The organism is Pseudonocardia nigra, assembly GCF_019396355.1.
In the GTDB taxonomy this organism is placed as follows: Bacteria; Actinomycetota; Actinomycetes; order Mycobacteriales; family Pseudonocardiaceae; genus Pseudonocardia; species Pseudonocardia nigra.
On sequence record NZ_JAHKRK010000047.1, the window covers coordinates 1 to 24,392 of the forward strand.

General features: G+C 73.8%; 25 protein-coding genes and 1 pseudogene. 11 read left to right on the forward strand and 15 right to left on the reverse strand.

The genetic code is table 11. The annotated features are described in order from the left end of the window. Positions 1-116: 116 nt before the first annotated feature. A complete protein-coding gene (locus KME75_RS14510) occupies positions 117-1,397 on the reverse strand; it encodes an adenylosuccinate synthase (protein WP_219415161.1) in 1,281 nt (426 codons plus the stop codon). Positions 1,398-1,477: 80 nt separating this feature from the next. Here KME75_RS14510 and KME75_RS14515 point away from each other — a divergent pair, with 80 nt between their 5' ends. Beyond that, entirely contained in the window at positions 1,478-2,200 is a 723-nt protein-coding gene (locus KME75_RS14515; RefSeq protein WP_308282778.1) for a hypothetical protein, read from the forward strand. 34 nt (positions 2,201-2,234) lie between these two features. Here the strand turns inward: KME75_RS14515 and KME75_RS46750 are convergent, their stop codons facing one another. Then, positions 2,235-2,993 (reverse strand): TetR/AcrR family transcriptional regulator C-terminal domain-containing protein, encoded by a 759-nt coding sequence (locus KME75_RS46750; protein ID WP_372452599.1) that lies wholly within the window; start codon positions 2,991-2,993, stop codon positions 2,235-2,237. 556 nt (positions 2,994-3,549) lie between these two features. Here KME75_RS46750 and KME75_RS14525 point away from each other — a divergent pair. Continuing rightward, complete coding sequence (locus KME75_RS14525; protein WP_219415163.1) at positions 3,550-4,356, forward strand: glycosyltransferase; 807 nt, start codon at positions 3,550-3,552, stop codon at positions 4,354-4,356. Between the two features lie 222 nt (positions 4,357-4,578). Then, positions 4,579-5,967, forward strand: a complete 1,389-nt coding sequence (locus KME75_RS14530) for a reverse transcriptase family protein (protein WP_308282779.1) — start codon at positions 4,579-4,581, stop codon at positions 5,965-5,967. On the opposite strand, the gene KME75_RS14535 is transcribed toward KME75_RS14530, so the two are convergent. Continuing rightward, entirely contained in the window at positions 5,863-6,525 is a 663-nt protein-coding gene (locus tag KME75_RS14535; RefSeq protein WP_219415164.1) for a lysophospholipid acyltransferase family protein, read from the reverse strand. The genes KME75_RS14530 and KME75_RS14535 overlap by 105 nt on opposite strands. A 169-nt stretch (positions 6,526-6,694) precedes the next feature. On the opposite strand from KME75_RS14535, the pseudogene KME75_RS14540 reads away from it, so the two are divergent. Continuing rightward, positions 6,695-8,300: pseudogene (locus tag KME75_RS14540) on the forward strand (ABC-F family ATP-binding cassette domain-containing protein). 182 nt (positions 8,301-8,482) lie between these two features. On the opposite strand, the gene KME75_RS14545 reads toward KME75_RS14540, so the two are convergent. The 3 genes from KME75_RS14545 to fbaA all read right to left on the reverse strand — a co-directional run bounded on the left by KME75_RS14545 (position 8,483) and on the right by fbaA (position 11,123). Next, a complete protein-coding gene (locus tag KME75_RS14545) occupies positions 8,483-9,598 on the reverse strand; it encodes an FUSC family protein (protein ID WP_308282780.1) in 1,116 nt (371 codons plus the stop codon). Between the two features lie 13 nt (positions 9,599-9,611). Next, positions 9,612-10,025: a DUF3151 domain-containing protein gene (locus KME75_RS14550; RefSeq protein WP_219415165.1), complete on the reverse strand. Its 414-nt coding sequence runs from the start codon at positions 10,023-10,025 to the stop codon at positions 9,612-9,614. Positions 10,026-10,091: 66 nt separating this feature from the next. Further along, positions 10,092-11,123 carry a class II fructose-bisphosphate aldolase gene (gene fbaA, locus KME75_RS14555; protein WP_219415166.1) on the reverse strand — a complete coding sequence of 344 codons (1,032 nt, stop codon included), beginning with the start codon at positions 11,121-11,123 and terminating at the stop codon, positions 10,092-10,094. A 103-nt stretch (positions 11,124-11,226) separates the two neighbouring features. Between fbaA and KME75_RS14560 the strand changes: the two genes are divergently transcribed. From KME75_RS14560 to KME75_RS14570, 3 genes are read left to right on the forward strand one after another with little or no spacing between them, the layout of a single operon-like run. Beyond that, positions 11,227-11,805: an RNA polymerase sigma factor gene (locus tag KME75_RS14560; RefSeq protein ID WP_219415167.1), complete on the forward strand. Its 579-nt coding sequence runs from the start codon at positions 11,227-11,229 to the stop codon at positions 11,803-11,805. 5 nt (positions 11,806-11,810) lie between these two features. Further along, a complete protein-coding gene (locus KME75_RS14565) occupies positions 11,811-12,050 on the forward strand; it encodes a hypothetical protein (protein ID WP_219415168.1) in 240 nt (79 codons plus the stop codon). Positions 12,051-12,078: 28 nt separating this feature from the next. Continuing rightward, on the forward strand, positions 12,079-12,723 hold the full coding sequence (locus KME75_RS14570; RefSeq protein WP_308282781.1) for a DedA family protein: 645 nt from the start codon (positions 12,079-12,081) through the stop codon (positions 12,721-12,723). Positions 12,724-12,729: 6 nt separating this feature from the next. Here KME75_RS14570 and KME75_RS14575 read toward each other — a convergent pair whose 3' ends face one another. Beyond that, on the reverse strand, positions 12,730-13,800 hold the full coding sequence (locus tag KME75_RS14575) for a glycoside hydrolase family 76 protein (protein ID WP_219415169.1): 1,071 nt from the start codon (positions 13,798-13,800) through the stop codon (positions 12,730-12,732). A 79-nt stretch (positions 13,801-13,879) separates the two neighbouring features. Between KME75_RS14575 and KME75_RS14580 the strand changes: the two genes are divergently transcribed. Together KME75_RS14580 and KME75_RS14585 are read left to right on the forward strand one after the other, a co-directional pair. After that, a complete protein-coding gene (locus KME75_RS14580) occupies positions 13,880-14,869 on the forward strand; it encodes a GlxA family transcriptional regulator (RefSeq protein ID WP_308282782.1) in 990 nt (329 codons plus the stop codon). Between the two features lies 1 nt (position 14,870). Next, positions 14,871-15,509, forward strand: coding sequence for a DJ-1/PfpI family protein (locus KME75_RS14585; protein ID WP_219415171.1), 639 nt, complete (start codon positions 14,871-14,873; stop codon positions 15,507-15,509). A 318-nt stretch (positions 15,510-15,827) separates the two neighbouring features. On the opposite strand, the gene KME75_RS14590 is transcribed toward KME75_RS14585, so the two are convergent. The 3 genes from KME75_RS14590 to KME75_RS14600 all read right to left on the reverse strand — a co-directional run bounded on the left by KME75_RS14590 (position 15,828) and on the right by KME75_RS14600 (position 17,242). Then, complete coding sequence (locus tag KME75_RS14590) at positions 15,828-16,157, reverse strand: NUDIX hydrolase (RefSeq protein WP_219415172.1); 330 nt, start codon at positions 16,155-16,157, stop codon at positions 15,828-15,830. Then, positions 16,157-16,861 (reverse strand): HAD family hydrolase, encoded by a 705-nt coding sequence (locus KME75_RS14595; protein WP_219415173.1) that lies wholly within the window; start codon positions 16,859-16,861, stop codon positions 16,157-16,159. Before KME75_RS14595 ends, KME75_RS14590 begins: the two co-directional genes overlap by 1 nt. A gap of 81 nt (positions 16,862-16,942) precedes the next feature. Further along, positions 16,943-17,242, reverse strand: coding sequence for a hypothetical protein (locus tag KME75_RS14600; RefSeq protein WP_219415174.1), 300 nt, complete (start codon positions 17,240-17,242; stop codon positions 16,943-16,945). A gap of 681 nt (positions 17,243-17,923) precedes the next feature. On the opposite strand from KME75_RS14600, the gene KME75_RS44915 reads away from it, so the two are divergent. Both KME75_RS44915 and KME75_RS14605 read left to right on the forward strand, forming a co-directional pair. After that, on the forward strand, positions 17,924-18,052 hold the full coding sequence (locus KME75_RS44915) for a hypothetical protein (RefSeq protein WP_281424522.1): 129 nt from the start codon (positions 17,924-17,926) through the stop codon (positions 18,050-18,052). A 314-nt stretch (positions 18,053-18,366) separates the two neighbouring features. Beyond that, a complete protein-coding gene (locus KME75_RS14605; protein ID WP_219415175.1) occupies positions 18,367-18,813 on the forward strand; it encodes a DUF4262 domain-containing protein in 447 nt (148 codons plus the stop codon). A gap of 9 nt (positions 18,814-18,822) precedes the next feature. Here the strand turns inward: KME75_RS14605 and KME75_RS14610 are convergent, their stop codons facing one another. The 5 genes from KME75_RS14610 to clpB all read right to left on the reverse strand — a co-directional run bounded on the left by KME75_RS14610 (position 18,823) and on the right by clpB (position 24,325). Then, the gene (locus tag KME75_RS14610; RefSeq protein ID WP_308282783.1) at positions 18,823-19,497 is read right to left on the reverse strand and encodes a TrmH family RNA methyltransferase; all 675 of its coding nucleotides are present in this window, start codon (positions 19,495-19,497) and stop codon (positions 18,823-18,825) included. A gap of 14 nt (positions 19,498-19,511) precedes the next feature. Beyond that, positions 19,512-20,081 (reverse strand): orotate phosphoribosyltransferase, encoded by a 570-nt coding sequence (gene pyrE, locus KME75_RS14615; RefSeq protein WP_219415176.1) that lies wholly within the window; start codon positions 20,079-20,081, stop codon positions 19,512-19,514. 31 nt (positions 20,082-20,112) lie between these two features. Continuing rightward, the gene (locus KME75_RS14620; RefSeq protein WP_219415177.1) at positions 20,113-20,880 is read right to left on the reverse strand and encodes an SDR family NAD(P)-dependent oxidoreductase; all 768 of its coding nucleotides are present in this window, start codon (positions 20,878-20,880) and stop codon (positions 20,113-20,115) included. A gap of 29 nt (positions 20,881-20,909) precedes the next feature. Further along, the gene (locus KME75_RS14625; protein WP_219415178.1) at positions 20,910-21,566 is read right to left on the reverse strand and encodes a TtfA family protein; all 657 of its coding nucleotides are present in this window, start codon (positions 21,564-21,566) and stop codon (positions 20,910-20,912) included. 146 nt (positions 21,567-21,712) lie between these two features. Beyond that, entirely contained in the window at positions 21,713-24,325 is a 2,613-nt protein-coding gene (gene clpB / locus KME75_RS14630) for an ATP-dependent chaperone ClpB (protein ID WP_219415179.1), read from the reverse strand. Between the last annotated feature and the right edge of the window lie 67 nt (positions 24,326-24,392).

Here is a 24,392-nt window from a genome sequence, read left to right on the forward strand (position 1 = left end):
GGGCGGGACGCCCGCCGGTGCGGGGTGGGGCCGGCACGGCGGCCGCCGCAGCGCTGGTGGCCGTCCCGCTGCTCCTGCTCTGCGCATCCGCGGTGCGGGCCCCGCGGCGCCCGGGGTCAGACGTCGCGCGTGATCGTCTGGTCGCGGCCGGGGCCCACCCCGATCGCGCTCACCGGCGCGCCGGTCAGCTCCTCGATCCGCTGCACGTACGCCCGCGCGTTGGCCGGGAGCTCGTCGAAGGTGCGGCACGCCGAGAGGTCCTCGAACCAGCCCGGTAGCTCCTCGTACACCGCCTGGGCGTGGTGCACGTCGGTCTGGGTCATCGGCATGTCGTCGACTCGCTTGCCGTCGACCTCGTAGCCGACGCAGATCGGCACCGTCTCGAGCCCGGACAGCACGTCGAGCTTCGTGAGGAAGAAGTCGGTGATCCCGTTCACCCGGGCGGCGTACCGGCCGATTACGGCGTCGAACCAGCCGCAGCGCCGCGGCCTGCCGGTGGTCACGCCCACCTCGCCGCCGGCCTTGCGCAGGTGCTCGCCCATGGCGTCGAGCAGCTCGGTGGGGAACGGCCCGGAGCCGACGCGCGTGGTGTAGGCCTTGAGGATCCCGATCACCCGGGTGATCTTGTTCGGACCGATGCCGGACCCGACCGCGGCGCCGCCTGCCGTCGGGTTCGAGCTCGTGACGAACGGATAGGTGCCGTGGTCGACGTCGAGCAGGGTGCCCTGCGACCCCTCCATCAGGACCGACTCGCCCGCCTCGAGCGCCTGGTTGAGCAGCAGCCGGGTGTCGGCGATCCGGTCGGCGAACCGGCGGCCGTGGGCCAGCACGGAGTCGACGACCTCGTCCACGTCGAGCGCGCGGCGGTTGTAGACCTTGACCAGGATCTGGTTCTTGAGGTCGAGCGCCGCCTCCACCTTCTGGTGGAGGATCTTCTCGTCGAGCACGTCGGCCACCCGCACGCCGACCCGCGCCACCTTGTCCTGGTAGGCCGGGCCGATGCCACGACCGGTGGTGCCGATCTTGGCCTTGCCCAGGAACCGCTCGGTGACCTTGTCCATGGCCACGTGGTACGGCATGATCAGGTGCGCGTCCGCGGAGATCATCAGCCTGCTCGTGTCGACGCCCCTCGCCTCCAGGCCGGACAGCTCGTCGAGCAGCACGCCGGGGTCCACGACCACGCCGTTGCCGATCACGTTCTTGCAGCCGGGCGTGAGGATCCCGGACGGGATGAGGTGCAGCGCGAAGTCCTGGCCGTCGGGCAGCACCACCGTGTGGCCGGCATTGTTGCCGCCCTGGTAGCGCACGACCCACTGCACCTGGCCGCCGAGCAGGTCGGTGGCCTTGCCCTTGCCCTCGTCGCCCCACTGGGCGCCGATCAGCACGATCGCCGGCATGTGAAACTCCACTCCCCGAAGTCGCTCGGGGAATCTCGGTCAGGTGCCGGACTCCTGCCCGGCACGTCGTTTATCGAGGGGTGAGCTCGATCGGTTCCCACGTGGTGCTGCTGACCTGCTCGGACGAGCGGGGGCGGCTCCTTGTCCACGGTAGTCGTCGCGACCCCGGCCTGTCCGAGGTCCCCACCGTCGTGCTTCCCGCGCGGCCGGCCCGCGCGGACGTCGACCCGGTGCTGGCCGAGCACGAGCCCCGCCGGATCGTGGTCGCGGGCACCAACGCCGACCTCGCCGCGGTGGTCCTGCGCCTGCTGCGCACCGAACGCCTGACGACCGAGGTGGCGTACCTGCCCACGACCCGCTCGTCCGCCGTCGCGGCCGCCTGGGGGCTGCCGATCGGGCGCGCCGCCGTGGCGCTCGCGACCGCGGGGACGGCCGTGCCGATGCCACTGGTCCGGGATGACTCGGGCGGTGTGCTCCTCGGGCGCGGCGAGGTCCGCGGCCTCGTCGGGGAGGCGTACTGCGACGAGCACCTCGTGCTGCGCGGCACCGCCCCCCGGTTCGTCGCCGTGCCCGGCCCGCACGGCCTGGCCGTGCGCTCCGGCCGGACCGGACGCCGCCCCGATGGCCGGCTGCGCCCGGTCCCGCCCCGCGCGCCGTCGGGCCGCGGCTCCGCCGTGGGCCGCGCCGTGCAGCTCGGCGGCAAGCCGTTCACCGTGGAGTACGACGGCGTCGCCCACCCGCGGGAGGTCCGCCGGTGGGCGTGGTACCGGCACACCGCCGACTGGCTCCTGGTCCGCCCCTGAGCCGGGGATTGCGAAGGCTGCGGCGCCTCCCATGTCAGCCTGCGGTCAGGCAGAAGGGGTGCGCGGCCGGGTCGGTGAACACCCGCCACCGGTCGCCGCCCGACTGGAACTCGGGCTTGGCGGCGCAACGACAGTCCGTGCGCGAGGGGTTCACCCCGCCCCGGGCACCGGGATCCCGGGTGAGCGGGACGTGGTGGCGGTGGCGGGCCCGCCGGATCAGCGTGGTGTCCCGCCCACCCGAGGATGTGGGCGGTCGCGGCGAGCAAGTGTCCCGTCCACTCCAGACACGTGCCTCGCCTCGCAAGATCCACCCGTTCCGGGGCCCTCCGTCGTCGTCTCCGGCAGGAGTCCGCTGAGGCAGCGCGCGAGGATCCCGGGCAACGGGTCCTCGTCGTCGAGGTCGACCGCGGGCGCGATGTCCGAGGGCGGCGATGCGCGGGTGGCTGCCGGCGGCGGCGACGTGGGCGAGATAACGGGTGTTGCGTTCCATCCGGGTGCCGGAGCGCTCCTGCCCGGCGAAGGACGCGACGATGGCGTGGAGCAGTACGAAGGCCTCGAGCTTCGCGCCATCGGTGGCGGGGTGGCCGTCCAGGACGGTCAGCGCGTGTTCGAGCGCGTCGACCGCACAGGGGCCCATCGTGGCCCGGCTGCCCTGCAGATCGCCCAGCCAGGGATGCCTGCGGTGCACGTCCCGGACCCACAGGCCCATCTCGACGAGGTCGTCCAGCCAGCGACCGGTCGGGGCGGCGTTCGCGAACGCTGTACGCGTTCGCGGTGAAGTGATAGGAGGCATGCCCGCGTGATCTCGCCACAGGTCATGAAGACGCCACGGCGGCGGGCGAGCGGGGTCGCGCGATGCGCGCTCGTAGTCGCACCCGGCGCGAGGGGGGACATCGCCCCGCTCGTCGGCCTCGGGGCACGGTTGCGTGCCGAGGGCGGGCACGAGGTGGCGGTCGTGGCCGACGCCCGCTACGCACCCCTCATCCGGGACGCGGGCTTCGACCACACGCCCATCCCCGCCGACCTCGCCCAGCTGATCGCCGAGACCGGCGACGACTCCCGCCGCCGCACCTCTGTGCGCGTCGTGCGGGACTACCAGCAGATGCTCACCGAGTACCTGGATGCCCCGCCAACGCCGTGGCACCGTTCGGTCACGACATCGCCGAGGGCGTGGGCGTCCCCTCCGTCACGACCCTGCTGCAACCGATGGAACCCAGCGTCGCCTATCCACAGGTCGTGCTGGGCACGCGGAGCTTCGGTGCGCTCGGCAACCGGCTCGCCGGGACCGCGATGCGCGCAGTGCCCGCGCCGGCCGACGCGGCCTGCGCGCGAGTCGGCGGGAGCTGGGGTTGCCCCCGGCGAGCCGTCGCGCAGCCGAACGCCGGCGGCGCGACGCCGGCCGGCCCGTGCACCACGGGATCAGCGCGGCGGTCCTGCCGCGGCCCCGGGACTGGCGACCGGAGCTGCACCTCGACGAGTTCTGGTGGCCGCTGCGCCCTCGGCACTGGGAACCACCACCGGAGCTCGTCGAGTTCCTCGCCGCCGGACCACCGCCGATGGTCGTCGGGTTCGGCAGCGTCCGCACGGCTCCCGACGTCGTCGACGCCGTCATCGCGCCCGCCGCCCGGAAGGCGGGACTCCGGCTGGTCGTCCAGGCGGGCTCCGGCGGCACCCGCCTAGGCGACGACGTCCTTGCCATCGGCGACGTCCCGCACGACTGGCTGTTCCCGCAGGCAGCCGTGGTCGTCCACCACGCCGGAGCCGGCACCACGGCGGCCGGCCTCCGTGCTGCGGGCGTCCCAGCCGTCGCCGTGCCCGTCCACAGCGACCAGGCGTTCTGGGCCGCTCGCATCGCAGCCCTGGGCGCCGGTCCGGCGGCGATACCGTTCACCCGGCTCACCTCCGACCGGCTGGCCGCCGCCGTCTCCGCGGCCGTCGAGAACCACGAGTACCGGGCGGCGGGCCCACGACCTCGCCGCCCGGCTCGCCGACGAGAACAGCGCCGCCGGGCTCCTCACCACGCTCGAACGGCTGTCCGAGTAGGCGATGCGGTTGCCCGGACACCGCCCACGACGACGGCAACGGCAGGGCATCGGCGGGTTCATGCGACCGGGACTCCACCGAACCGGTGCCCGGACGTCGGTGCCGGGCGGTAGCGTCGGCCGCGATGCAACGGCGCGCGGACGAGACGGCGAGCGCCCGGCCGGGCACGTCCCGGCAGGGACGCCGGCTCCGGGGCAACCCCGGGGTGCACCACCTCTTCGCGGCAGGGCGTCCCGCGCACGCCGGGCACGAACAGAGTGCCTGTAGCGCGCGGCCGACGGGAACACCGGTCGTCGGGCGCCGCTGCATCGCCCAACGCCGGTCGCGGGTCTGACGTGGCGCCGGAGCCGCACAAGGTCGTCAGCGCGGCCATGGACGGGCCGTGGCGCCGCGACGACCTCGCCGAGCGCCTCGCGCCGCTGCGCGGGTGGCTCGGCCCGGACGAGGTCGGGCGCACCGTCGCGGTGCTACTGGCCCGGTGGCCGCGGCCGCCCACCGCCGCGCCTGCACAGGTCGCGGCCGAGCTCGCCCGCCTGCTGGCCGCGCTGCCGCGCCGCGGACCGATCGTCCCGGACCCACCGCCCCGGCCGCAGTGGCGCTGGCCCGTCGCCCCGTGGACCGATCTCGCCGCGCTGTCCCACGCCCTGAACCTGCGCGACGACGAGCTCAACTGGTTCGCCGACCCCGGCGGGTGGCTGCGCCGCGCGCCGGAGGGCCCCCTGCACCACTACCGGCGCCGCTGGACGGCGTCCCGTTCCGGAGTGCCACGCTTGCTGGAGACGCCCGGGCCGCGGCTGCAGGAGCTCCAGCGACGCGTCGCCCGGCACGTGCTGGCCCGGATACCGGTGCACGACGCCGCGCACGGCTACGTCCGGGGCCGGTCGCCGCACACGCTCGCCGCCGAGCACGCGGGGCGGGCGATGGTGCTCCGCCTTGACCTGGAGGGCTTCTTCGGGCACGTCACTGGGGCACGGGTCGCCGGGCTGCTGCGCACGGCCGGGTACCCGCCCGCGGTGGCCGCGGCGCTCGCCGGGCTGCTGGTCACGGCCACGCCGGCGCACGTCCTGCGGCACGCCCCGGCCGGGGAGCCGCACGCCTGGGAACCCCGGCGGCGGCTGCTGGACCGGCTGGCCGGGCCGCATCTCCCGCAGGGCGCGCCCACCTCGCCCGCAGTCGCGAACCTGCTCGCGCACCGGCTGGACCGGCGGCTCGCCGGGCTCTCCACCGCGGTCGGCGCACGCTACGGCCGGTACGCCGACGACCTGGTGTTCTCCGGGGAACTCCCGGTGCACGGGCTCGCCGCGCGCGTCACCGCGATCGCCCGCGAGGAGGGTTTCCGGGCGCGCACCGACAAGACCAGGGTGATGCCGTCGCACCACCGGCAGCGGGTGACCGGCCTGGTGGTCAACGCGCGGCCCGCCGCCCCACGCGCGGAGTACGACGCGCTGCGGGCGCTGCTGCACAACTGCGCGCGCACGGGGCCGCAGGCGCAGAACCGCGACGGCCATCCGGCGTTCCGCGACCACCTGCTCGGCCGGATCTCCTGGGTCGCCGCGGGGAGCCCGAACCGCGAGGCGCGCCTGCGGGCGTTGTTCTCGGAGATCGACTGGTCGTGCCGGTCAGGCAGCCGGGCGCTGATGGTAGGTGTCGACGTACTCCTGGTGCGACAGCCGCGCGATGGCGTCCATGACCTGGTCGGTTGCGGCCCGGCGGATCACCCCTGAGTTCTCCAGGCCCTCGTAGCGGCTGAAGTCGATCGGCGCGCCGAACCGCACCGTGACCCGGCGCCGCCGCGGGAAGCGCACCCCGACCGGCTGCACCCACTCGGTGCCGATGATCCCGACCGGCACGACCGGTGCCCCCGTGGCGAGGGCGAGCGCCGCCACCCCGGTGTGCCCGCGGTGCAGCCGCCCGTCCAGCGAACGGGTGCCCTCGGGGTAGATCGCGAAGGCGCCGCCGGCGTCGAGCACCTTGCGGGCGGCTTCCAGGGCGGCGAGCCCCGCCTTGGCGTTGCCGCGGTCCACCGGCACGTAGCCGAGCGCCGACAGGAACGACGCCAGCGCCCGGCCCTTCACACCCCGTCCGATGAAGTACTCGGCCTTGCCGAGGAACGACACCGGCCGCCCGGCGGCCAACGCGATCACGGCGGTGTCGATGGCGGCGCGGTGGTTGGCCGCGAGGATCACCGGACCGTGCCGTGGTACCCGGTCCGCGTCCAGCACCACGGGCCGGTAGATGAGCCGAGCGAGCGGGGCGAGCAACCAACGGACGAGCAGATGCACGGGGAGGGAACGTCAGCTTCACCGGTGTGGTTCCCGCCGCGGCGAAAACCCGTTGCACGATCACCCGGACGGCGGCACGATCGCCTCGCCATGTGGATCTGAGCACGCTCTGCGCCCGCGCCCGAGGTCTCTGCCCGGCGGGCCGCCGACCGACCTTCCGGTGGTGTGCGTGGCCACAGCCCTGCTCGTCCGCGATCTCGTCAAGTCCTACCCGACCGCACCGTCCTCGACGGGCTCTCGCTCACCGTGGCCCCCGGGCGCCGGCTCGGCCTCATCGGCGAGAACGGCGCCGGCAAGTCGACGCTGCTGCGCCTGCTCGCCGGCGTCGAGGAGCCCGACGCCGGAAGCATCGGCCGGCCCACAGACCTCGGCTTCGGCCACCAGGAGCTGCCCTTCGCCCCCGATGCCACCGTCGCCGCGGTGCTCGACGACGCGCTGCGGGAGGCGCGCGCGGGCATCCGCGCCTTTGATGCCCTGACCGCCGAGCTCACCATCCGGCCCGACGACCCCGACGTTCTGCGCCGGTACGGCGAGTGTCTGGAGTGGTGCCACGATCACGACGCATGGGACGCCGACCGCCGCGCGGCCCTCGTGCTGGCCGGGCTCGGCCTGGCCGCCGTCGAACGGGCTCGGCGGCTGGACACGCTGTCGGGCGGGCAGCGCGGCAGGCTCGGGCTCGCCGCGCTGCTCGTCCGGCGCCCCGGTGCGCTGCTGCTGGACGAGCCCACCAACCACCTCGACGACGAGGCGGCCGCGTTCCTGGAGAACCAGCTCCGGCGGCTGCCGGGGGTGGTGGTCGCGGCGAGCCACGACCGCGCGTTCCTCGACGCCGTGTGCACCGACGTGCTCGACCTCGACCCCGCGCTCGACGGTCCGACCCGCCACGGCGGCGGCTGGACCGACTACCTCGACGCGCGGCGCGCCCAGCGGGTGCGGTGGGAGCAGCGCTACACGGCCGAGCAGGAGGAGCTGAAGGCGCTGCGGCACGCCGTGAGGGTCGCCGCGCGGCAGGTGGCGCACGACCGTCCACCCCGGGACAACGCGAAGATGCAGTACGACTTCAAGGCCGGACGCGTGCAGACCCAGGCGCGCGCCGGGTGCGCAACCCCCGGCAGCGGCTGGACCAGCTGGTCGCGGACCAGGTGCGCAAGCCGCCGGAGCCGCTGCGGTTCACTGCCACCGTCGGCACCGCCGCAAGCGGGCCCGCCGCTGCGCTGCGGAGGGTCCGGGTGCCCGGCAGGCTGGCGCTGGAGCACCTCGACCTGGGCGCCACCGACCGGCTGCTGGTCACCGGCCCGAACGGCGCCGGGAAATCGACGCTGCTCGCGGTGTTGGCCGGCAGGCTGGCCCCGGCCGACGGCACCGTGCATCGCCGCCGCGGCCTGCGCGTCGGGCTGCTGGCCCAGGACATCGCGATCGACCGGCCCGCCCGCACCGCCCGCACCGTCTACGCGGAGCGGCTGGGACCGCGGCGGGCGGCGGAAGTGCCGCTCACCACGCTCGGGCTGCTCGCGCCGCGGGACGTCGACCGCCCGGTCGCCGAGCTGTCGGTGGGGCAGCGGCGGCGCCTCGAGCTCGCCCTGCTCGTCGCCGACGCCCCGCAGCTGCTCCTGCTCGACGAGCCGACCAACCACCTCTCACCCGCACTCTGCGAGGAGCTGGAGGACGCGCTCGACTCGAGCCCGGGCGCCGTGGTGGTGGCGAGCCACGACCGCTGGCTGCGGCGCCGCTGGCCGGGCCGGGAGCTGCGGTTGACGGAGGGCCGGTCTGCCTGACCGAGGCGCGCATCGACGCCCCGACTCGCGCACCCGAACCGCCCGACTCGCGGGGCCCGATCCGCGCCGTCGGCGAGTCGCGGTCTTGGTGCGCGCGAGTCGCGGTCCTGGTGCGCGCGAGTCGGGATGTGGAGGGTGCGCGAGTCGGGGTGTGAGCGCATACGGGGGCCCGGCCCGCGGCGTCATTCCGCCGGCGGCGGTCTGCGCATCTCGGCCAGTGCCTCAGACCGCGTCATGCCCGTGGCCTGCAGGAGGTCCAGCGCGATCGAGCGCAGCTGCGCCACCATCACGACCTCCGACGGCCCCGGCGTCCACGCCGTGGACAGCACCACCGCGTGCCGGACGACGTCGAGCACCGGTTCCCGCGCACGCTCCCGCTCGCCGTCGCGGCCGAGCTGCTCGGTCAGCTGCCGGACCGCCCCGGCCAGCTCGCCCAGCACGTCGGCGAACTCCGGCGCCGCGGGCTCGTCGTCGCACAGCGCGGTGTAGGCGCGGCGGGCGAGGACGCGGGCGTTGCGCATCGCGTAGTCGGCCCGTTCGGCCAGCTCCGCGAAGCGGCGCAGCACCCGCCGGCGGCGGCGCAGCAGCGGCGAGACCCGGGTGACCTCCTGCCCGCCGCGCAGGGCCGACCGCAGCTCGTCGATGAGCGGCTGGCTGGCCCTCGCCCGGTTCAGTGCGGCCGCGGCGGCTTCGGCGTCGCGCTCGCGGAGGGCGTCGCCGGTGCGGGCGAGCACGGCGGCGAGCTCGTCGAGCAGCGCGCGGGCCTCCCGGCGGACCGGCCCGACGGGGTCGGTGGGCAGCACGGCCGCGACGAGCATGCCGACCGTGCCGCCGATCAGGGCGTCGACGCAGCGGTCCAGGCCGCCCACGTCGCCGGGCGGCAGCAGCGTCGCCACCAGCACCGCCGACGCGCCGGCCTGCGCCACCAGCAGGGTGGCGCCGTCGGCGAACACGGCGACGGCCATCGCCAGCGCGACGACCACGGTGATCTGCCACGGGCCACTGCCGATCCAGGCGATCAGCAGGTCGCCGACGAGCACGCCGAGGCTCACCCCGACCACCAGCTCGGCGACGCGCCGCAGCCTGTTGCTCAGCGACAGGCCGAGGCTGATCACCGCGGCGATCGGGGCGAAGAACGGCCGGGCGTGCCCGACCAGTTCGGTGGCCACGAACCAGGCGAGGCCCGCGGCCACCGCACACTGCGCGATCGGGAGCGCGGACAGCCCGAGACGGCGACTCCGTGCCCGGAGCTGTGCCCGCAGCCGCTCGGTCTGCCTCTTCGCCTGCGGCCGCGTCACGGCTGGTGTCCGGTCAGGCCAGGCCGAGTGCGGCAGGCGCAGCGGGGTCGGACTCGGCGAGGAACACCCGGCAGCGCTCCGCCTCGTCGGCCTCCCCGATCGTGGCGGCGGCCCGCTGCAACGCGGCGAGCGCGCGCAGGAACCCGCGGTTGGGTTCGTGCGACCACGGCACCGGGCCGAAGCCCTTCCAGCCGGAACGCCGCAGCTGGTCCAGCCCTCGGTGGTAGCCGGTGCGCGCGTACGCGTAGCCGGCGATCGTCTCGCCGTCCTCGAGCGCCTGCTCGGCGAGCACCGCCCACGCCAGGCTGGACGTCGGGTGCGCGGCGGCGACGTCGGGCGCCGCGGTGCCGCGGTCGAGGTCGGCCGCGGCCGGGTCGACCGGCAGCAGGGTCGGCTCCGGACCGAGCAGGTTGCCGTGCAGACTCATGTGCCTCCTTCGTCGGGTCGTGAGTGGATAAGAGTGCCGGAGCACTCGTTTCCACTCACGGGCGCGTCAGCGCAGGGTGGTGCCGTTCGACCGCAGGTTCTCGCAGGCGAGCGTGACCCGCTCGGCCATGCCGACCTCGGCCTTCTTCAGGTACGAGCGGGGGTCGTACACCTTCTTGTTGCCGACCTCGCCGTCCACCTTCAGCACGCCGTCGTAGTTGCTGAACATGTGCCCGACGATCGGGCGCGTGAACGCGTACTGCGTGTCGGTGTCGACGTTCATCTTCACCACGCCGTAGCTGAGCGCCTCGTGGATCTCCTCGAGCAGCGAGCCGGAGCCCCCGTGGAAGACCAGGTCGAACGGCTTCGAGCCCTCGGCCAGCCCCAGCTTGGCCGTCGCCACCTCCTGGCCCTGCTTGAGGATCTCCGGCCGCAGCTTGACGTTGCCCGGCTTGTAGACGCCGTGCACGTTGCCGAACGTGGCCGCCAGCAGGTACCGGCCCTTCTCGCCGCCGCCCAGCGCCTCCACCGTGGCCTCGTAGTCGCCCGGTGCCGTGTAGAGCTTGTCGTTGATGTCGTTGGCGACGCCGTCCTCCTCGCCGCCGACGACGCCGATCTCGACCTCGAGGATGATCTTGGCCTTGACGGCCTGGTCGAGCAGCTCGGCGGCGATCTGCAGGTTCTCGTGCAGCTCGGTGGCCGAGCCGTCCCACATGTGCGACTGGAACAGCGGGTTCTCGCCGCGGTCCACACGCTCCTGGCTGATCGCGATCAGCGGCCGGACGTAGGTGTCCAGCTTGTCCTTCGGGCAGTGGTCCGTGTGCAGCGCGACGTTGACCGGGTACTTCTTCGCGACCACGTGCGCGAACTCCGCGAGCCCGACGGCACCGGTGACCATGTCCTTGACCTTCGTCCCGGATAGGAACTCGGCCCCGCCGGTGGAGATCTGGATGATCCCGTCGCTCTCGGCGTCGGCGAAGCCGCGGAGTGCTGCGTTCAGCGTCTCCGTGCTCGTCACGTTGATCGCCGGATACGCGAACTCGCCGCTCTTCGCGTTGTCCAGCATCTGGTTGTAGATCTCTGGGGTGGCGATCGGCACGGTGGCCCTCCTCGACGTCCGGATGTCCGGCGAGCAGTATCCAGCACTGCGGGCCGTGACGTCTGCGCACAGCGGACAAGGTGTGACCACTACGCTCTGCAGCATGGTCAGCGGTGCGGAGAACGCCGTCGAGGTGACGCTGACGCGGTTGCGACGCCTCGACACGCGACCCGAGGCGGCGCCCGATCCGAGCGCCCCGCGCACCCTGTCCGACCTCTACCGCGACCACCGGATGCGGCTCGTGCGGCTGGCCGTGCTGCTGGTCGACGACCCGAGCACCGCCGAGGACGTCGTGCAGGAGGCGTTCACCGGGCTGCACCGGCACTGGTCGGGGCTGCGCGACGAGGCCGCGGCCGTCGGCTACCTGCGCGCCGCCGTGGTCAACGGGTCCCGTTCGGTGCTGCGGCGCAGGCGGACCGCCCGCGACTACGTCCCCCCGCACCAGGTCAACGCGCGCTCGGCCGAGTCGCTCGCCATGCTCTCCGCCGAGCACCAGGCCGTGGTCGACGCGCTCTCCACCCTGCCCCCGCGCCAGCGGGAAGTGCTGGTGCTGCGCTACTACGGCGGCCTGTCGGAGGCCGAGATCTCCGACGCGACGGGCATCTCCCGCGGCACCGTGAAGTCCACGGCCAGCCGTGCCCTGGACGCCGTCGCGCGGGTGATGCGGCCTGGGGCACGATGACGTCCGTGACGACGAGCGACGAGTCCGAGCGGCGGGTCGCCGAGGCGCTGCAGGCCAGGGCGTCCGGGGCCGGCCGTCCCGGCGTCGCGCGCCCGCAGGCCCCGCCCGCCCTGCCCGCGCAGCGAGAGAGCGGGATGAGCGCCCGGATGGCGCTGCTGATCGCCCTCCTCGCAGGTGCCGTCCTCGGTGTGGCGCTCGCGCTGCTGTCGCTGCTCGCCCCCGGACTGCTGCCGCCGCTCGGGTGATCGCGAGCTGCCGGTACGGTCCTGCCCCGTGACGACGCTCGCACTCGGCCCGGAGTGGCTGCAGCCCGACTCGATCATCTCCTGGCTCGGCCCGTGGGCCCTGGTGGGCCTCGCGCTGATCGTCTTCGCCGAGTGCGGCCTGCTGCTCGGGTTCTTCCTGCCCGGCGACTCGCTGCTGTTCACGGCGGGGCTGTTCGTCGCGCAGGGCGCGATCCAGGCCCCGCTGTGGCTCGTGTGCGTGATCCTGGTGGTCGCGGCGTTCGTGGGTAACGCGGTGGGCTACTGGATCGGCCACGCCGCCGGCCCCGTGGTGTTCGACCGCCCGAAGTCGCGGCTGTTCAGGCCCGAGCACGTGCTGAAGACGCAGGGCTTCTTCGACAAGTACGGCAACCGGGCGATCGTGCTGGCCCGCTTCGTGCCGATCGTGCGCACGTTCATCACGGTGATGGCGGGCGTCGGCCGGATGGAGACCCGGCGCTACTTCACCTACTCGCTGGCCGGCGGCGTCGCGTGGGCCGCCGGGGTGACGGTGCTCGGCTTCTTCCTCGGCCAGTTCGCGTTCGTGCGGGAGAACGTCGAGGTGATGCTCATCCTCATCGTCGCCGTCTCCGTGCTGCCGATCGTCGTGGAGGTGCTGCGCAGCAGGCGCAACCGGGGCGCCAGCCCGGCCTGACCGGGGTCAGTGCGGGACGCGCTGGATCCTGCCCGCGGCCTCCAACAGCATCCATCCGCCCAGCTGCACCGACAGGTCGGCCTCGGCGAGCCCGGGGCCGGGCTCGGACGCGGACTGGCGCCAGTCGGCGGAGAACACCGGCCCCCCGCCGATCTCCGCGCGGCCGTCCCACGCCGCCGTCGCGCAGGCCAGCACCACCCGGGACGCCGCGTCGGCGAGCTCCGGCCTGCGCAGCGCGGCGTCGGCGAGGTAGCGGGCGGCGATCCCCGCGAACAGCCCGCCGTCGCCGCCACCGGACCCCGGCAGCACACCCTCGGGGGTCGCGAGCCGGTGCGTCACGGCGTCGACGACGCCGATGGCCCGGTCGGCCCAGCGCTGGTGGCCGTCCCGCTCGGCCAGCTCGACGCATGCCCCCAGGTAGACGCCTTGGCAGTAGGTGTAGATGAAGGGTTCGACGGCGCGGACGGCGCCGTCCGGGCCGACCCGGACGCCGTCGCGGACCAGCCCCGTCTCCGGGTCCGGCAGCGTCTCGGCCATCCAGTCCGTGATCGCCCCCGCGAACGAGAGCTGCCCGTCGCGGGCGAGCAGGATCGCGGCGGGCCCGTTGGCCGGGGCGTTTTTGAAGTCGTCGTCGCGGCGCCACCAGATGCCGCCTCCGCCGCCCTCCGTCCAGCCCTCGTCGAGCCGGTGGGTGATCGCGGTGAGCGCCGACGGCCCGCAGCGGCCGGCGAGCGCACCCGCCCGCTGTACGGCCAGCCCGAGCCAGGCGATGTCGTCGTAGTAGCGGTTGAGCCAGGACCCCCCGTTGCGCAGCCGGATGCTGCGCACCATCGCCGCGATCGCCTTCGCCCGTCGCTGGGAGGGCGAGCGCAGCTGCGCGTCCGCCAGGCAGTCCAGCAGGTGCGCCTGCCACCAGTAGTGCCACGGCGCGAGCGGCGCGGGCACCCGGCGCGGCCAGCGGACGCGCCCGATCCGGGTGCCGGGCACCACCCCGGCGAAGCGCCGGAGGTGCCGGCGCACGACCGCCCGTTCGGCGACACCCGCCCGTTCCGACCAGTCGACCTCCGCGGCAGCCACCCGGCCAGTCTGCCCGATGGCCGAATCCGTGGGACACGTGTCGTTGACGCCACGGTCGTACCGGCGACACGCTGGCGTCGTGCCCGCACACCAGGTGATCGTCGCGCTGTTCGACGGCGTCCAGCCCCTCGACGTCACCGGCCCGCACGAGGTCCTGATGGGCGCCACGGCCCTGCTCACCGCTCGCGGTACCGGCGCGGGCTACCGGGTGTCGCTGGTCGCGGCCGACCCCGGTCCGGCCACCGCCGAGAGCGGGCTGCGGCTGCTCCCCGACGGGCCGCTGCCCGAGTCGGGGGACATCGGCACGCTGCTGGTCCCCGGCGGGAACGGCGCGCGCACGGCCGCGCGCGACGACGCCTTCCTCGGCTGGCTGCGCCGCGCCGCGGCCCGCTCCTCCCGCGTGGTCTCGGTGTGCACGGGCGCGTTCCCGCTCGCCGCCGCCGGGCTGCTCGACGGGCGCTCGGCCACCACGCACTGGCGCTACGCCCGGGAGCTCGCCGAGCACCACCCGGCCGTCGACGTGCGGACCGACCCGATCTACCTGCGGCAGGACGCGGTCTGGACGTCCGCGGGCGTGACGGCGGGCATCGACCTCGCGCTCGCCCTGGTGGAGGCCGACCACGGGGCCGAGGTCGCGCAGCGGATCGCCCGTGAGCTCGTGGTGTTCCTGCGCAGGCCCGGCGGACAGAGCCAGTTCGCCGGGCCGGTCTGGTCACCCCCGGCGCGCCGGCCCGCCGTCCGTGCCGCGCAGGACCTCATCCACGCGGATCCCGCCGCCGACCTGCGGGTCCCGGTGCTCGCCGCGCAGGTCGGCATGAGCGAGCGGCACTTCAGCCGCGAGTTCACGAAGGCGCTCGGTGCGCCGCCCGGCGAGTACGTCGAGCAGGTCCGCGTCGACGCCGCACGGCGGCTGCTGGAGTCCGCACCGGTGCTCGTGTCCGCCGCAGCGACCCGGGCCGGCTTCGGGTCCGCCGAGACGATGCGGCGGGCCTTCCTGCGGCGCCTCGGCGTCGCCCCCGACGACTACCGGCGGCGGTTCGCCACGGTGGCACCCGACGAGAGGACGTGACATGCAGGTCGCCATCGCCCTGTTCCCCCGCCTGACCGCGCTCGACGCGATCGGCCCGTACGAGGTGCTGCAGCGCGTGCCGTCCCTCGAGCCCGTATTCGTCGGCGAGCGGCGCGGCGAGGTCCGCACCGAGAACGGGTTCCTCGGCCTCACCGTCGACGCGACGTTCGACGAGGTGCAGGCCCCTGACGTCGTCCTCGTCCCGGGCGGGATCGGCACCCGCGAGCTGCTCGGCGACGAGTCCTTCCTGGACTGGGTGCGCCGTGTGCACGCCGGAACCCGCTTCACCACCTCGGTCTGCAGCGGGTCCCTGGTGCTCGCGGCCGCCGGAGTGCTGGACGGGCTGACCGCCACCGGCCACTGGAGCGTGCTGGACTACCTCCGGGCGCTCGGCGCCGTGCCGGTGACCCAGCGGGTGGTGGAGCACCTGCCCAAACGCGTGATCACCGCGGCCGGGGTGTCGGCGGGCATCGACATGGGCATCCGGCTGGTGGAGCTGCTCGTCGACGACGTCGCGGCCCGGGCGGCGCAGGTCTTCATCGAGTACGACCCGCAGCCGCCGTTCGACGCCGGGCACCCGAGCAAGGTCAGCACCACCGTGATGGAGCGGGTGGCGGAGCACCTGCAGGTGCGTGCCTGAACCGAGCTCAGCGGCGGCCCGCCCACTGCCGGAACAGCGCCAGGGTGGCGGGGAGCTGGGAGTGCAGCGGCGCGGGCGGCGCGTCGGGGGCGAACCAGCCGAGGGCGTCGAATTAGGGCGTGCCCTGTGGATCAGGGGCGATGGGCTTCGTGATCCAGATGGCTCCTGGCAGGCGGAGGACCGGGGGACGGCAGCCGGCGGAGCCGGCGGGGTGGGTGAGGGGAGCGCCGTCGTACCTGGCGTACCCGGGCCTGCCGACAACGCAGCCAGGGGCCATCTGGGCGCGAAGAGCGCGTTCCTGATCCACAGGGCGCGGCCTTACTGCGGCTCCCCGATCGCGGCCCGCGCCGGGTCGACCTCGACGGCGTGTACCACGGCGACCCAGTGCGCGACGGGGTCGCCGCGGAGGATGTTCCGCACGCCGATCGTCTCGATCGCCAGGGCGTCGGTGGCGTACTCCTCCCGCACCTCGCGGCGGACGGCGGCGTCGAACGACTCCCCGTGCTCCAGAGCACCCGCCCCGGTGTCCCACGTGCCGAGCTCGTCCCGAGCGCCCGTACCGCGGCGCGCGAGCAGCACGCGCCCGCCGCCGTCGTGGCACACGAACACGCACGACACGGCGGGGGCGACCAACGGGTCGACCGGCATCAGAAGTGCTCCACTAGATCGGGGAAGCGCTCCAGGTGCAGCACGCCGTCGTCGGCGGGGTCGAGCTCGTCGTGCTCGAGCACCCAGGTGTGGGCGTTCGGGATGAACACCGCCCCGAGCCCGGCCTCGCGGGCAGGGAGGATGTCCGAGCGCGGGGAGTTGCCGATCACCCAGGTCGACGCCGCCATGAGGCCCTGGTCGGCCACGAGCTCGCGGTAGGTGCCCGCCCGCTTCTCGGCCACGATGTGCACGCTGCGGAAGTGGTGGGCGAGGTTCGACGCGTCGATCTTGCGCTGCTGCTCGGCGGGTTCGCCCTTGGTGAGCAGCAGCAGGTCGTGCCGCTCGCCGAGCTCGGTGAGCGTCTCGGCCACCCCGGGCACGAGCTCGACCTCCCCGAACACGAGCGCCGCGGCGAGCTCCTCGATCTCCCTCGCCTCGGCGGCGGTGGCCGGACGCTCGCTGAGCCGCTCGAAGCAGTCGCGCAGGCTGTGCAGGAAGCCGACGCTGCCGTAGCCGTGCACGACCACGTTCGCCCGCTCGACCTCGTCGAGCACGGCACGCGTGGCCGCCCGGTGGAGCGTCGGGTGGGCGAGCCAGTCGAGGTACGCGTCGATCACTCGCTCGAACAGGACGTTGTTCTCCCAGAGCGTGTCGTCGGCGTCGAACACGAGGGTTTGCCGATCACGGGGTTTGACCAGGCGCATTGGGCGAACCTGCCACGTCCGACACGGACCCGACGAACGACTTTCGGAGGAAGCCCGCCCCCCGTCGGCCGGGCACCCCGACTATCCGTTCCTCCGTCCCTGGCGCGGCGAGCGCTCGTCACCTTCGTCCGGCGGTAGGTGCGGCCGAGCCCAGTTGTACGCGGTGGTCTGGCCGATCCCGGTCAGCTCCGCGATCTTCGGCCACGACAGACGGTCCCGGCGGTACAGCTCCGCGAGCAGGCGCCCGGTCCGCTCGGGTCCGGACCGGTGCACCGACCCTGACGCCTTCGCAGCGGCGATCAGTTCGTCGTCGGTCATCTCGCCGAGATCCCGCGACAACAGCCGAGCGAGTTCGCTCAGCTCGTCAGGGTCGCGAGGCATCCGGCCACGGTAGGTTGACGGATCTTTCCGAGTCGGAAAGCCTGTATCTCCGAGGGCAGGATCATCCGGAAGGGGACCGGTGTGACCGAGGAACCGAGCAACGCATGAACCCGCTTGTCGAGTTCATGGTCAGGAACGCCGGCCTCGCAGAGGCGCTGATCGGGGAGCACACGGACGACGGTCGTGGGTACTGCCGGGCGTGTGCGCTCGGAGCGCAGCGCGGGTATCGGCGGTTCCCGTGCGACATCCGCCGGACGGCGGAGCAGGCTCGCGAGATCGAGCGCGAGCGTATGGAGTGCTGATCTGTCGGTACGTCCCGCTAGCGTCCGGCGCGTGGGCGCCGTGACGATCGAGCAGACAGGGTATGTACCGGAACCGTCCGAGATCCCGGACCTGGTCGAGCGGATCACCACCGAGCATCCTGGCGAGCGTCCCCCGCCGGTGACGCACTGACACCTGAGCCTGTCGGAGTACGGCGCGACCGCCCCGGGCCGGTTCAACGGCGAGCGGATCGAGCAACTACGCCGGTCCGCCTCGGACGGGACCACCGACGATCCTCGCGAGGCGCTGCGCTGGACCACCGAGCAGCGAGCAGCCGCTACCGGCCGAGCGACTGATCCGGCAGCAGCAGAGCGCCGCCGGTGCTGGGATACCCGGGACGGTTGGGAGGAAGCAGCTCGGGTGACGTGGTGGGTTCTGACGACGTGCCCGACCACGCCCGCGGGCGGAGGGATCCCGATCCGCGACGGCTGGCCGGTAGAGGTCTACGCCTACCCGATGGCCCCGTTCGACTGCTCGCGGCCGCACTAGTCGGCGCTCGAACAGCGCTCGAACACTTGATCACGACCGGATCAACTAGGCCGAACGCCGTGATCGAGTCAGTATCGAGACCGGCCTAGTCCGCCTCGGAGTAGACCGGCCCGCGAGAGATCAGCATTGTGCAGAACGGGCATGACTCCGTGCCGCCCTTCGCGCCCACCCGAGTGTTCACACCGCGTCGTCGGTGTCGAACACGAGGGTTTGCCGATCACGGGGCACGGCAGGAGTCTAGGAACCTGCTGCGCGTTCTCGCGGCGATTTTCGAGCGCCCCGGATCGTCGGACCCCGGGCGTAGCTTCCGTCCCATGGACACACCCGAGCACTTCATCCACCAGGTCGACCAGTACGACGCGTGGCAGCGGGAGACGATCCGACGCCACGGCTGGGCCTTACAGGCGGTGCTCGGCGACGAGGAGGATCCACCGTTCGTCTATACGGTGGGGCTGTCCGGCTTCGGGCACCCCGAACTCATCCTGTTCGCCACCTCGCAGGCCACCGCCGCCACGGTCCTCAACGATCTGGGTGAGCTGGTCAGGGCCGGGCACACCCTGGCCCACGGTGAGCTACTCCGGCTGCGCTCCGGCGACGTGCGGCTGCTGGACTTCCCGGAGTCCGAGCACTGGCTGCTCTGCGCCGACGACCTGTACCGGCTGCCCGGTGGGCCACCCGTACCCGCCCTGTTGGTGATCCCGGAGGACGGGCTGGTGCCCACTCCGGGGGAGGACCTCCCGTGTGCCTTCTGCTCCTCTTGACGGCCCCGCTCACCAGGCCCCGGAGAGGTCCGCGTGCCTCCGGACCCACGCGTGCATCGCGATGCCGGCCGCCACCCCGGCGTTGATCGACCGGGTCGAGCCGAACTGCGCGATCGACACCGTCAGCGCCGCGGCGGCGTGCCCTTCCCCGGTGACACCGGGGCCCTCCTGCCCGAACAGCAGCATGCAGTGCCGCGGCAGCTCCACGGTCTCCAGCCGCTGGGCGCCCGGGGTGTTGTCGACGGCCACCACCGTCAGCGCGTGCTCGGCGGCGAACGCGGCGAGGCCGGCCACCGTGTCGTGGTGGTGCACCTGCAGGTAGCGGTCGGTCACCATCGCCCCCCGACGGTTCCACCGCCGGCGCCCAACGATGTGCACGCCCGCCGCGGCGAACGCGTTGGCCGTGCGCACCACCGTGCCGATGTTGTGGTCGTGCCCGAAGTTCTCGATCGCCACGTGGAACGGGTGCGCCCTGGCGGCGAGCTCGGCGGCCACCGCGTCGCGCCGCCAGTACCGGTAGGCGTCCACGACGTTGCGGGCGTCGCCGTGCTCGAGCAGCTCGGGGTCGTACCGCTCGTCCCGCGGCCACGCCTCGGGCCCGCCCGGCCACGGCCCCACGCCGACCTGCCCCGGCACGGCCCATTCGCTCGGGCCGACGGGGTCGTCGCCGGGGGATGCCGTCACACCGGTGCGAGGGGTCAGGCGAGCCCGAGGTCGGCCAGCTCGAGCAGCGCCCGGTACGGCACGTCCTCGGCCTCGATCGCCTCGCGGGCGCCCGTGTCGCGGTCGACGACCGTGGCGACGCCGACCACGGTGGCGCCCGCCTCCCGCACCGCGCGCACCGCGGTGAGCACCGACGAGCCGGTGGTGGAGGTGTCCTCGACGACCAGTACCCGGCGGCCCGCGACGTCCGGTCCCTCGATGAGCCGCTGCATCCCGTGCTGCTTGGTGGCCTTCCGGACGACGAACGCGTCGACCGATGGCGTGTCCGGGTCGGCGGCGCGCTCCGCGGCCGCGGCGTGCAGCACCGCGTCGGCCACCGGGTCGGCGCCGAGGGTGAGCCCCCCGACGGCGGCGTAGTCCCAGTCGGCGGTGAGCGTGCGCAGCAGGCGTCCGACCAGCGGTGCGGCCCGGTGCTCCAGCGTGACGCGGCGGAGGTCGACGTAGTAGTCGGCCTCGGCACCCGAGGACAGGGTGACGCGCTCGTGCACCACGCCCAGCTCGCGGACCAGTGCGGCGAGCTCCTCGCGCTCGGCGTCGGGGTTCATGCCGTCATCCTGACAACCGCGCACGGGCTACTCATGCGCGGCCCCTCTCGAACCTGGCCAGCACCCGGCGCAGCACGGGGCGGGGCAGCTGGTCCAGCAGGGCGACGATCGCCTTGTACTGCGGGCTCGGCACCGACACGACCTTGCCCTTCGCCAGGTCGGCGAGGCACTCCTCGACCACGCGGTGGGCGTCCAGCCACAGCGGCCCCCGCCGCGCGCCGACGTCGATCCCCGCCCGCTCGTGGAACTCGGTGCGTACGAAGCCGGGGCACAGCACGAGCGCGCGGACACCGGTGCCCGCGAGCGACCCGGCGACTCCCTCGGTGAACGTGGTCACCCACGCCTTGTCGGCGTTGTAGGTGGATCCTCCGGCGAGGAACGCCGCCACGCTCGCCACGTTGACCACCGCCCCGCGGCCGCGCTCGACCATGCCGGGCAGGACGGCCCTGGTCAGCCGCAGCACAGCCGTGACGTTGACGTCGTGCTGACGGGCGAGCGCGTCCACCTCGAGCTCGAGGAAGTCGGGCGCCAACCCGAGCCCGGCGTTGTTGACCAGCAGGTCGACCGGCGCCGCGGCGTCCGACAGGCGGGCGGCCACCCGCTCGCGGTCCGCGGCGACGGCCAGATCGGCCGCGAGCACCACGACGCCGACGCCCGTGGTCCGGTGCCGGGCCGCGGCCGCCTCTAGGCGTTCGACGTCGCGGGCGACGAGCACGAGGTCACGGCCGTCGCGGGCGAGCCGGGCCGCGAACGCGGCACCGATCCCGGCCGTGGCTCCGGTGATCAGGGCGGTGGGCACGCCGTGACCCTACGAGCACCAACCGCGGGTCACTTGCCGAGGTACTTGGCGCCCAGACCCTGCTCCAGTGCGGTGGCCACCTCGGCGAGATCGGCGAGCAGGTCCTGCACGCGTTCCGGATCGGAGCCCAGCGGTGCCGTGGCCAGCACCCAGGACTCCTCGGCCCACAGCAGCTCGACGTCGTCGCCGACCGCGTCGCTCGCTGACGCGAGGCGGGAGGTCAGCAGCGGGCGCACGGTGTCGGCATCGGAGACGAACGCGTACCGCTCGCCCACCGGCTCCAGGAGGTCGAGGCCGGCGTCGTCGGGCAGCGGGGCCGACGGCAGCCGCAGCTCGACGGCCGCCGGCAGCTGCTCCTGCACCTGCACCGCGACGAGCACGGAGTTGAGCCTGCCCGCCTGCTCGTGGTCGAAGACGTAGGCCTGGCGGGGGCCCGCCGGGGTGGGGACCGGCCCGCTCATCAGGTTCCGGGCCACGCCGGGCCCGCCCTGGTGGATGGTCCCGTAGCGCCACCGGCTCGGCAGGACCGGATCGGTGTCGAGGTACTCCCAGCCGCGCAGCGCGGCCCACCGCTTCCGCTCCTTCACCCCGCTGCCACCGCCGCGGTTATCGGCGAACAGCAGCGCGGCGCCGAGCAGCAGCGCGATCACGGCGATGACGAACCACACCGTCGACGAGAGGCCCACGGCCGCGAGCGTAGCCCCGATTTCACGGCGAGTGGGGGAACGCCACGATCACCCAGCCGTGGCCACCGCTTCCGAAATGACAGGAAAGCCACGTTCCTGACGTTCAACGACAGGAACGTGACTTTCCTGACCTCGGTTTCCTGACGTCAGGCAGTGACCGGCAGGCCGCGGCCGACGATCAGGCCGCCGGTGCCGCCCTCGGCGGTCGGGTCGAGGTCGACGCGCACCGTGTCGCCCTCGCGGACGTCCCCGGCGAGCAGCGCCCTGGCGAGCTGGTCGCCGATGGCCGACTGCACCAGCCTGCGCAGGGGCCGCGCCCCGTAGACCGGGTCGAACCCGTTCATCGCGAGCCACTCGCGGCCGGCGTCGGACACCTCGAGCATGAGCCTGCGCTTGGCGAGCCTGCGGCGCAGCACGTCGAGCTGGATGTCGACGATCGCGGTGAGCTCCTCGGTGGACAGTGCGTGGAAGACCACGACGTCGTCGAGCCGGTTGAGGAACTCCGGCTTGAAGTGCCGCTGCACGACCGCCATCACCGCGTCGCGGCGGCCTCTGTCGTCCAGGCCCGGGTCGGCGATCGCCTGCGACCCCAGGTTCGAGGTGAGCACCAGGATCGTGTTGCGGAAGTCGACCGTGCGGCCCTGGCCGTCGGTCAGCCGACCGTCGTCGAGCACCTGCAGCAGCGTGTCGAACACGTCCGGGTGCGCCTTCTCCACCTCGTCGAACAGCACCACCGTGTACGGGCGGCGCCGCACGGCCTCGGTGAGCTGCCCGCCCTGGTCGTAGCCGACGTAGCCGGGCGGCGCCCCGACGAGCCGGGCCACCGAGTGCTTCTCGGAGTACTCGCTCATGTCGATGCGGACCATCGCCCGCTCGTCGTCGAACAGGAACTCCGCGAGCGCCTTGGCCAGCTCCGTCTTGCCCACGCCCGTGGGGCCGAGGAACAGGAAGGAGCCGGTGGGTCGGTCCTCGTCGGCGATGCCCGCCCGCGCGCGACGCACGGCGTCGGAGACCGCGCGCACCGCCTCCGCCTGGCCGACCACGCGCTTGCGCAGCTCGTCCTCCATGCGCAACAGCTTGGCCGTCTCGCCCTCGAGCATGCGGCCTGCCGGGATGCCGGTCCATGCGGAGACCACATCGGCCACGTCGTCCGGGCCGACCTCCTCCTTGAGCATCACCTCGGCCGCGCTCGTGGTGGCCGCGGTGGCCTCGTCGAGCTGCTTCTCCAGCTGCGGGATCTTGCCGTAGCGCAGCTCGGCGGCCCGGCCGAGGTCGCCGTCGCGCTCGGCGCGCTCGGACTCTCCGCGCAGCGCCTCGAGCTGCTCCTTGAGCCCGCGCACGGACTCGATGGCCCCCTTCTCGTTCTGCCACCGGGCGGTGAGCGCCGCGAGCTCCTCGCGCTTCTCGGCCAGCTCGGCCCGCAGCGCCTCGAGCCGCTCCCGCGACGGCACGTCGTCCTCCTTGGCGAGCGCCATCTCCTCGATCTCCAGCCGGCGCACGGCCCGCTCGACCGAGTCGATCTCGACCGGCCGGGAGTCGATCTCCATGCGGAGCCGGGACGCGGCCTCGTCGACCAGGTCGATGGCCTTGTCCGGCAGGAAGCGCGCGGTGATGTAGCGGTCGGAGAGCGCAGCGGCGGCCACCAGCGCGGCGTCGGTGATCCGCACGCCGTGGTGCACCTCGTAGCGCTCCTTGAGCCCGCGCAGGATGCCGACGGTGTCCTCCACCGACGGCTCGCCGACCAGCACCTGCTGGAAGCGGCGCTCCAGCGCCGGGTCCTTCTCGATGCGCTGGCGGTACTCGTCGAGCGTGGTGGCGCCGACCAGCCGCAGCTCACCGCGGGCGAGCATCGGCTTGATCATGTTGCCGGCGTCCATCGCGCCCTCGCCGGTGGCGCCGGCCCCGACGATCGTGTGCAGCTCGTCGATGAACGTGATGATCTGGCCCGCCGAGTCGGTGATCTCCTTGAGGACGGCCTTCAGCCGCTCCTCGAACTCGCCGCGGTACTTCGCGCCCGCCACCATCGACCCGAGGTCGAGCGAGACGACGCGCTTGCCGCGCAGCGACTCCGGCACGTCACCGGCCACCACCCGCTGGGCGAGGCCCTCGACGATGGCGGTCTTGCCCACGCCCGGCTCGCCGATCAGCACGGGGTTGTTCTTGGTGCGCCGCGACAGCACCTGCACGACGCGGCGGATCTCGGTGTCGCGCCCGATCACCGGGTCGAGCTCGCCCTTGCGGGCCCGCTCGGTGAGGTCGACGCCGAACTTCTCCAGCGCCTGGTACGTGCCTTCGGGATCCGGGCTCGTCACCCGGGTCGAGCCGCGGACCTTGGCGAACGCGTCGCGCAGCGCGTCGGGCGTTGCGCCGTGCCTGCGCAACAGGTCGGCGACCTGGCTGCGCGCAGAGGCGAGCCCGACGAGCAGGTGCTCGGTGGAGACGTACTCGTCGCCCATCTCCGTGGCGAGCTGCTGCGCCGCCGTGATCGCGGCCAGCGAGTCCCGGGACAGCTGCGGCGCGCTCACCGTGGCGCCCGCGGCCGAGGGCAGCCGGTCGCCGAGCTGGGTGAGCTCGGTGCGGACGGCCGCGGCGTCGGCGCCCACGGCGGCCAGCAGTGGTGCGGCGATCCCGTCGCCCTGCGCGAGCAGCGCCCCCAGCAGGTGCGTCGGACCGACGTCGGGGTTGCCGGCGAGCGCGGCCGCCTGCGCGGCGGCCGAGATGGCCTGCTGTGTCTTCGTGGTGGGGTTGAAGGAGTCCATCCCCGCGTTCCTCCTGCGATGTCGCCTGGGCACCAGCGTGCCGGTCGAGAGGACCAACGTCAGGAAA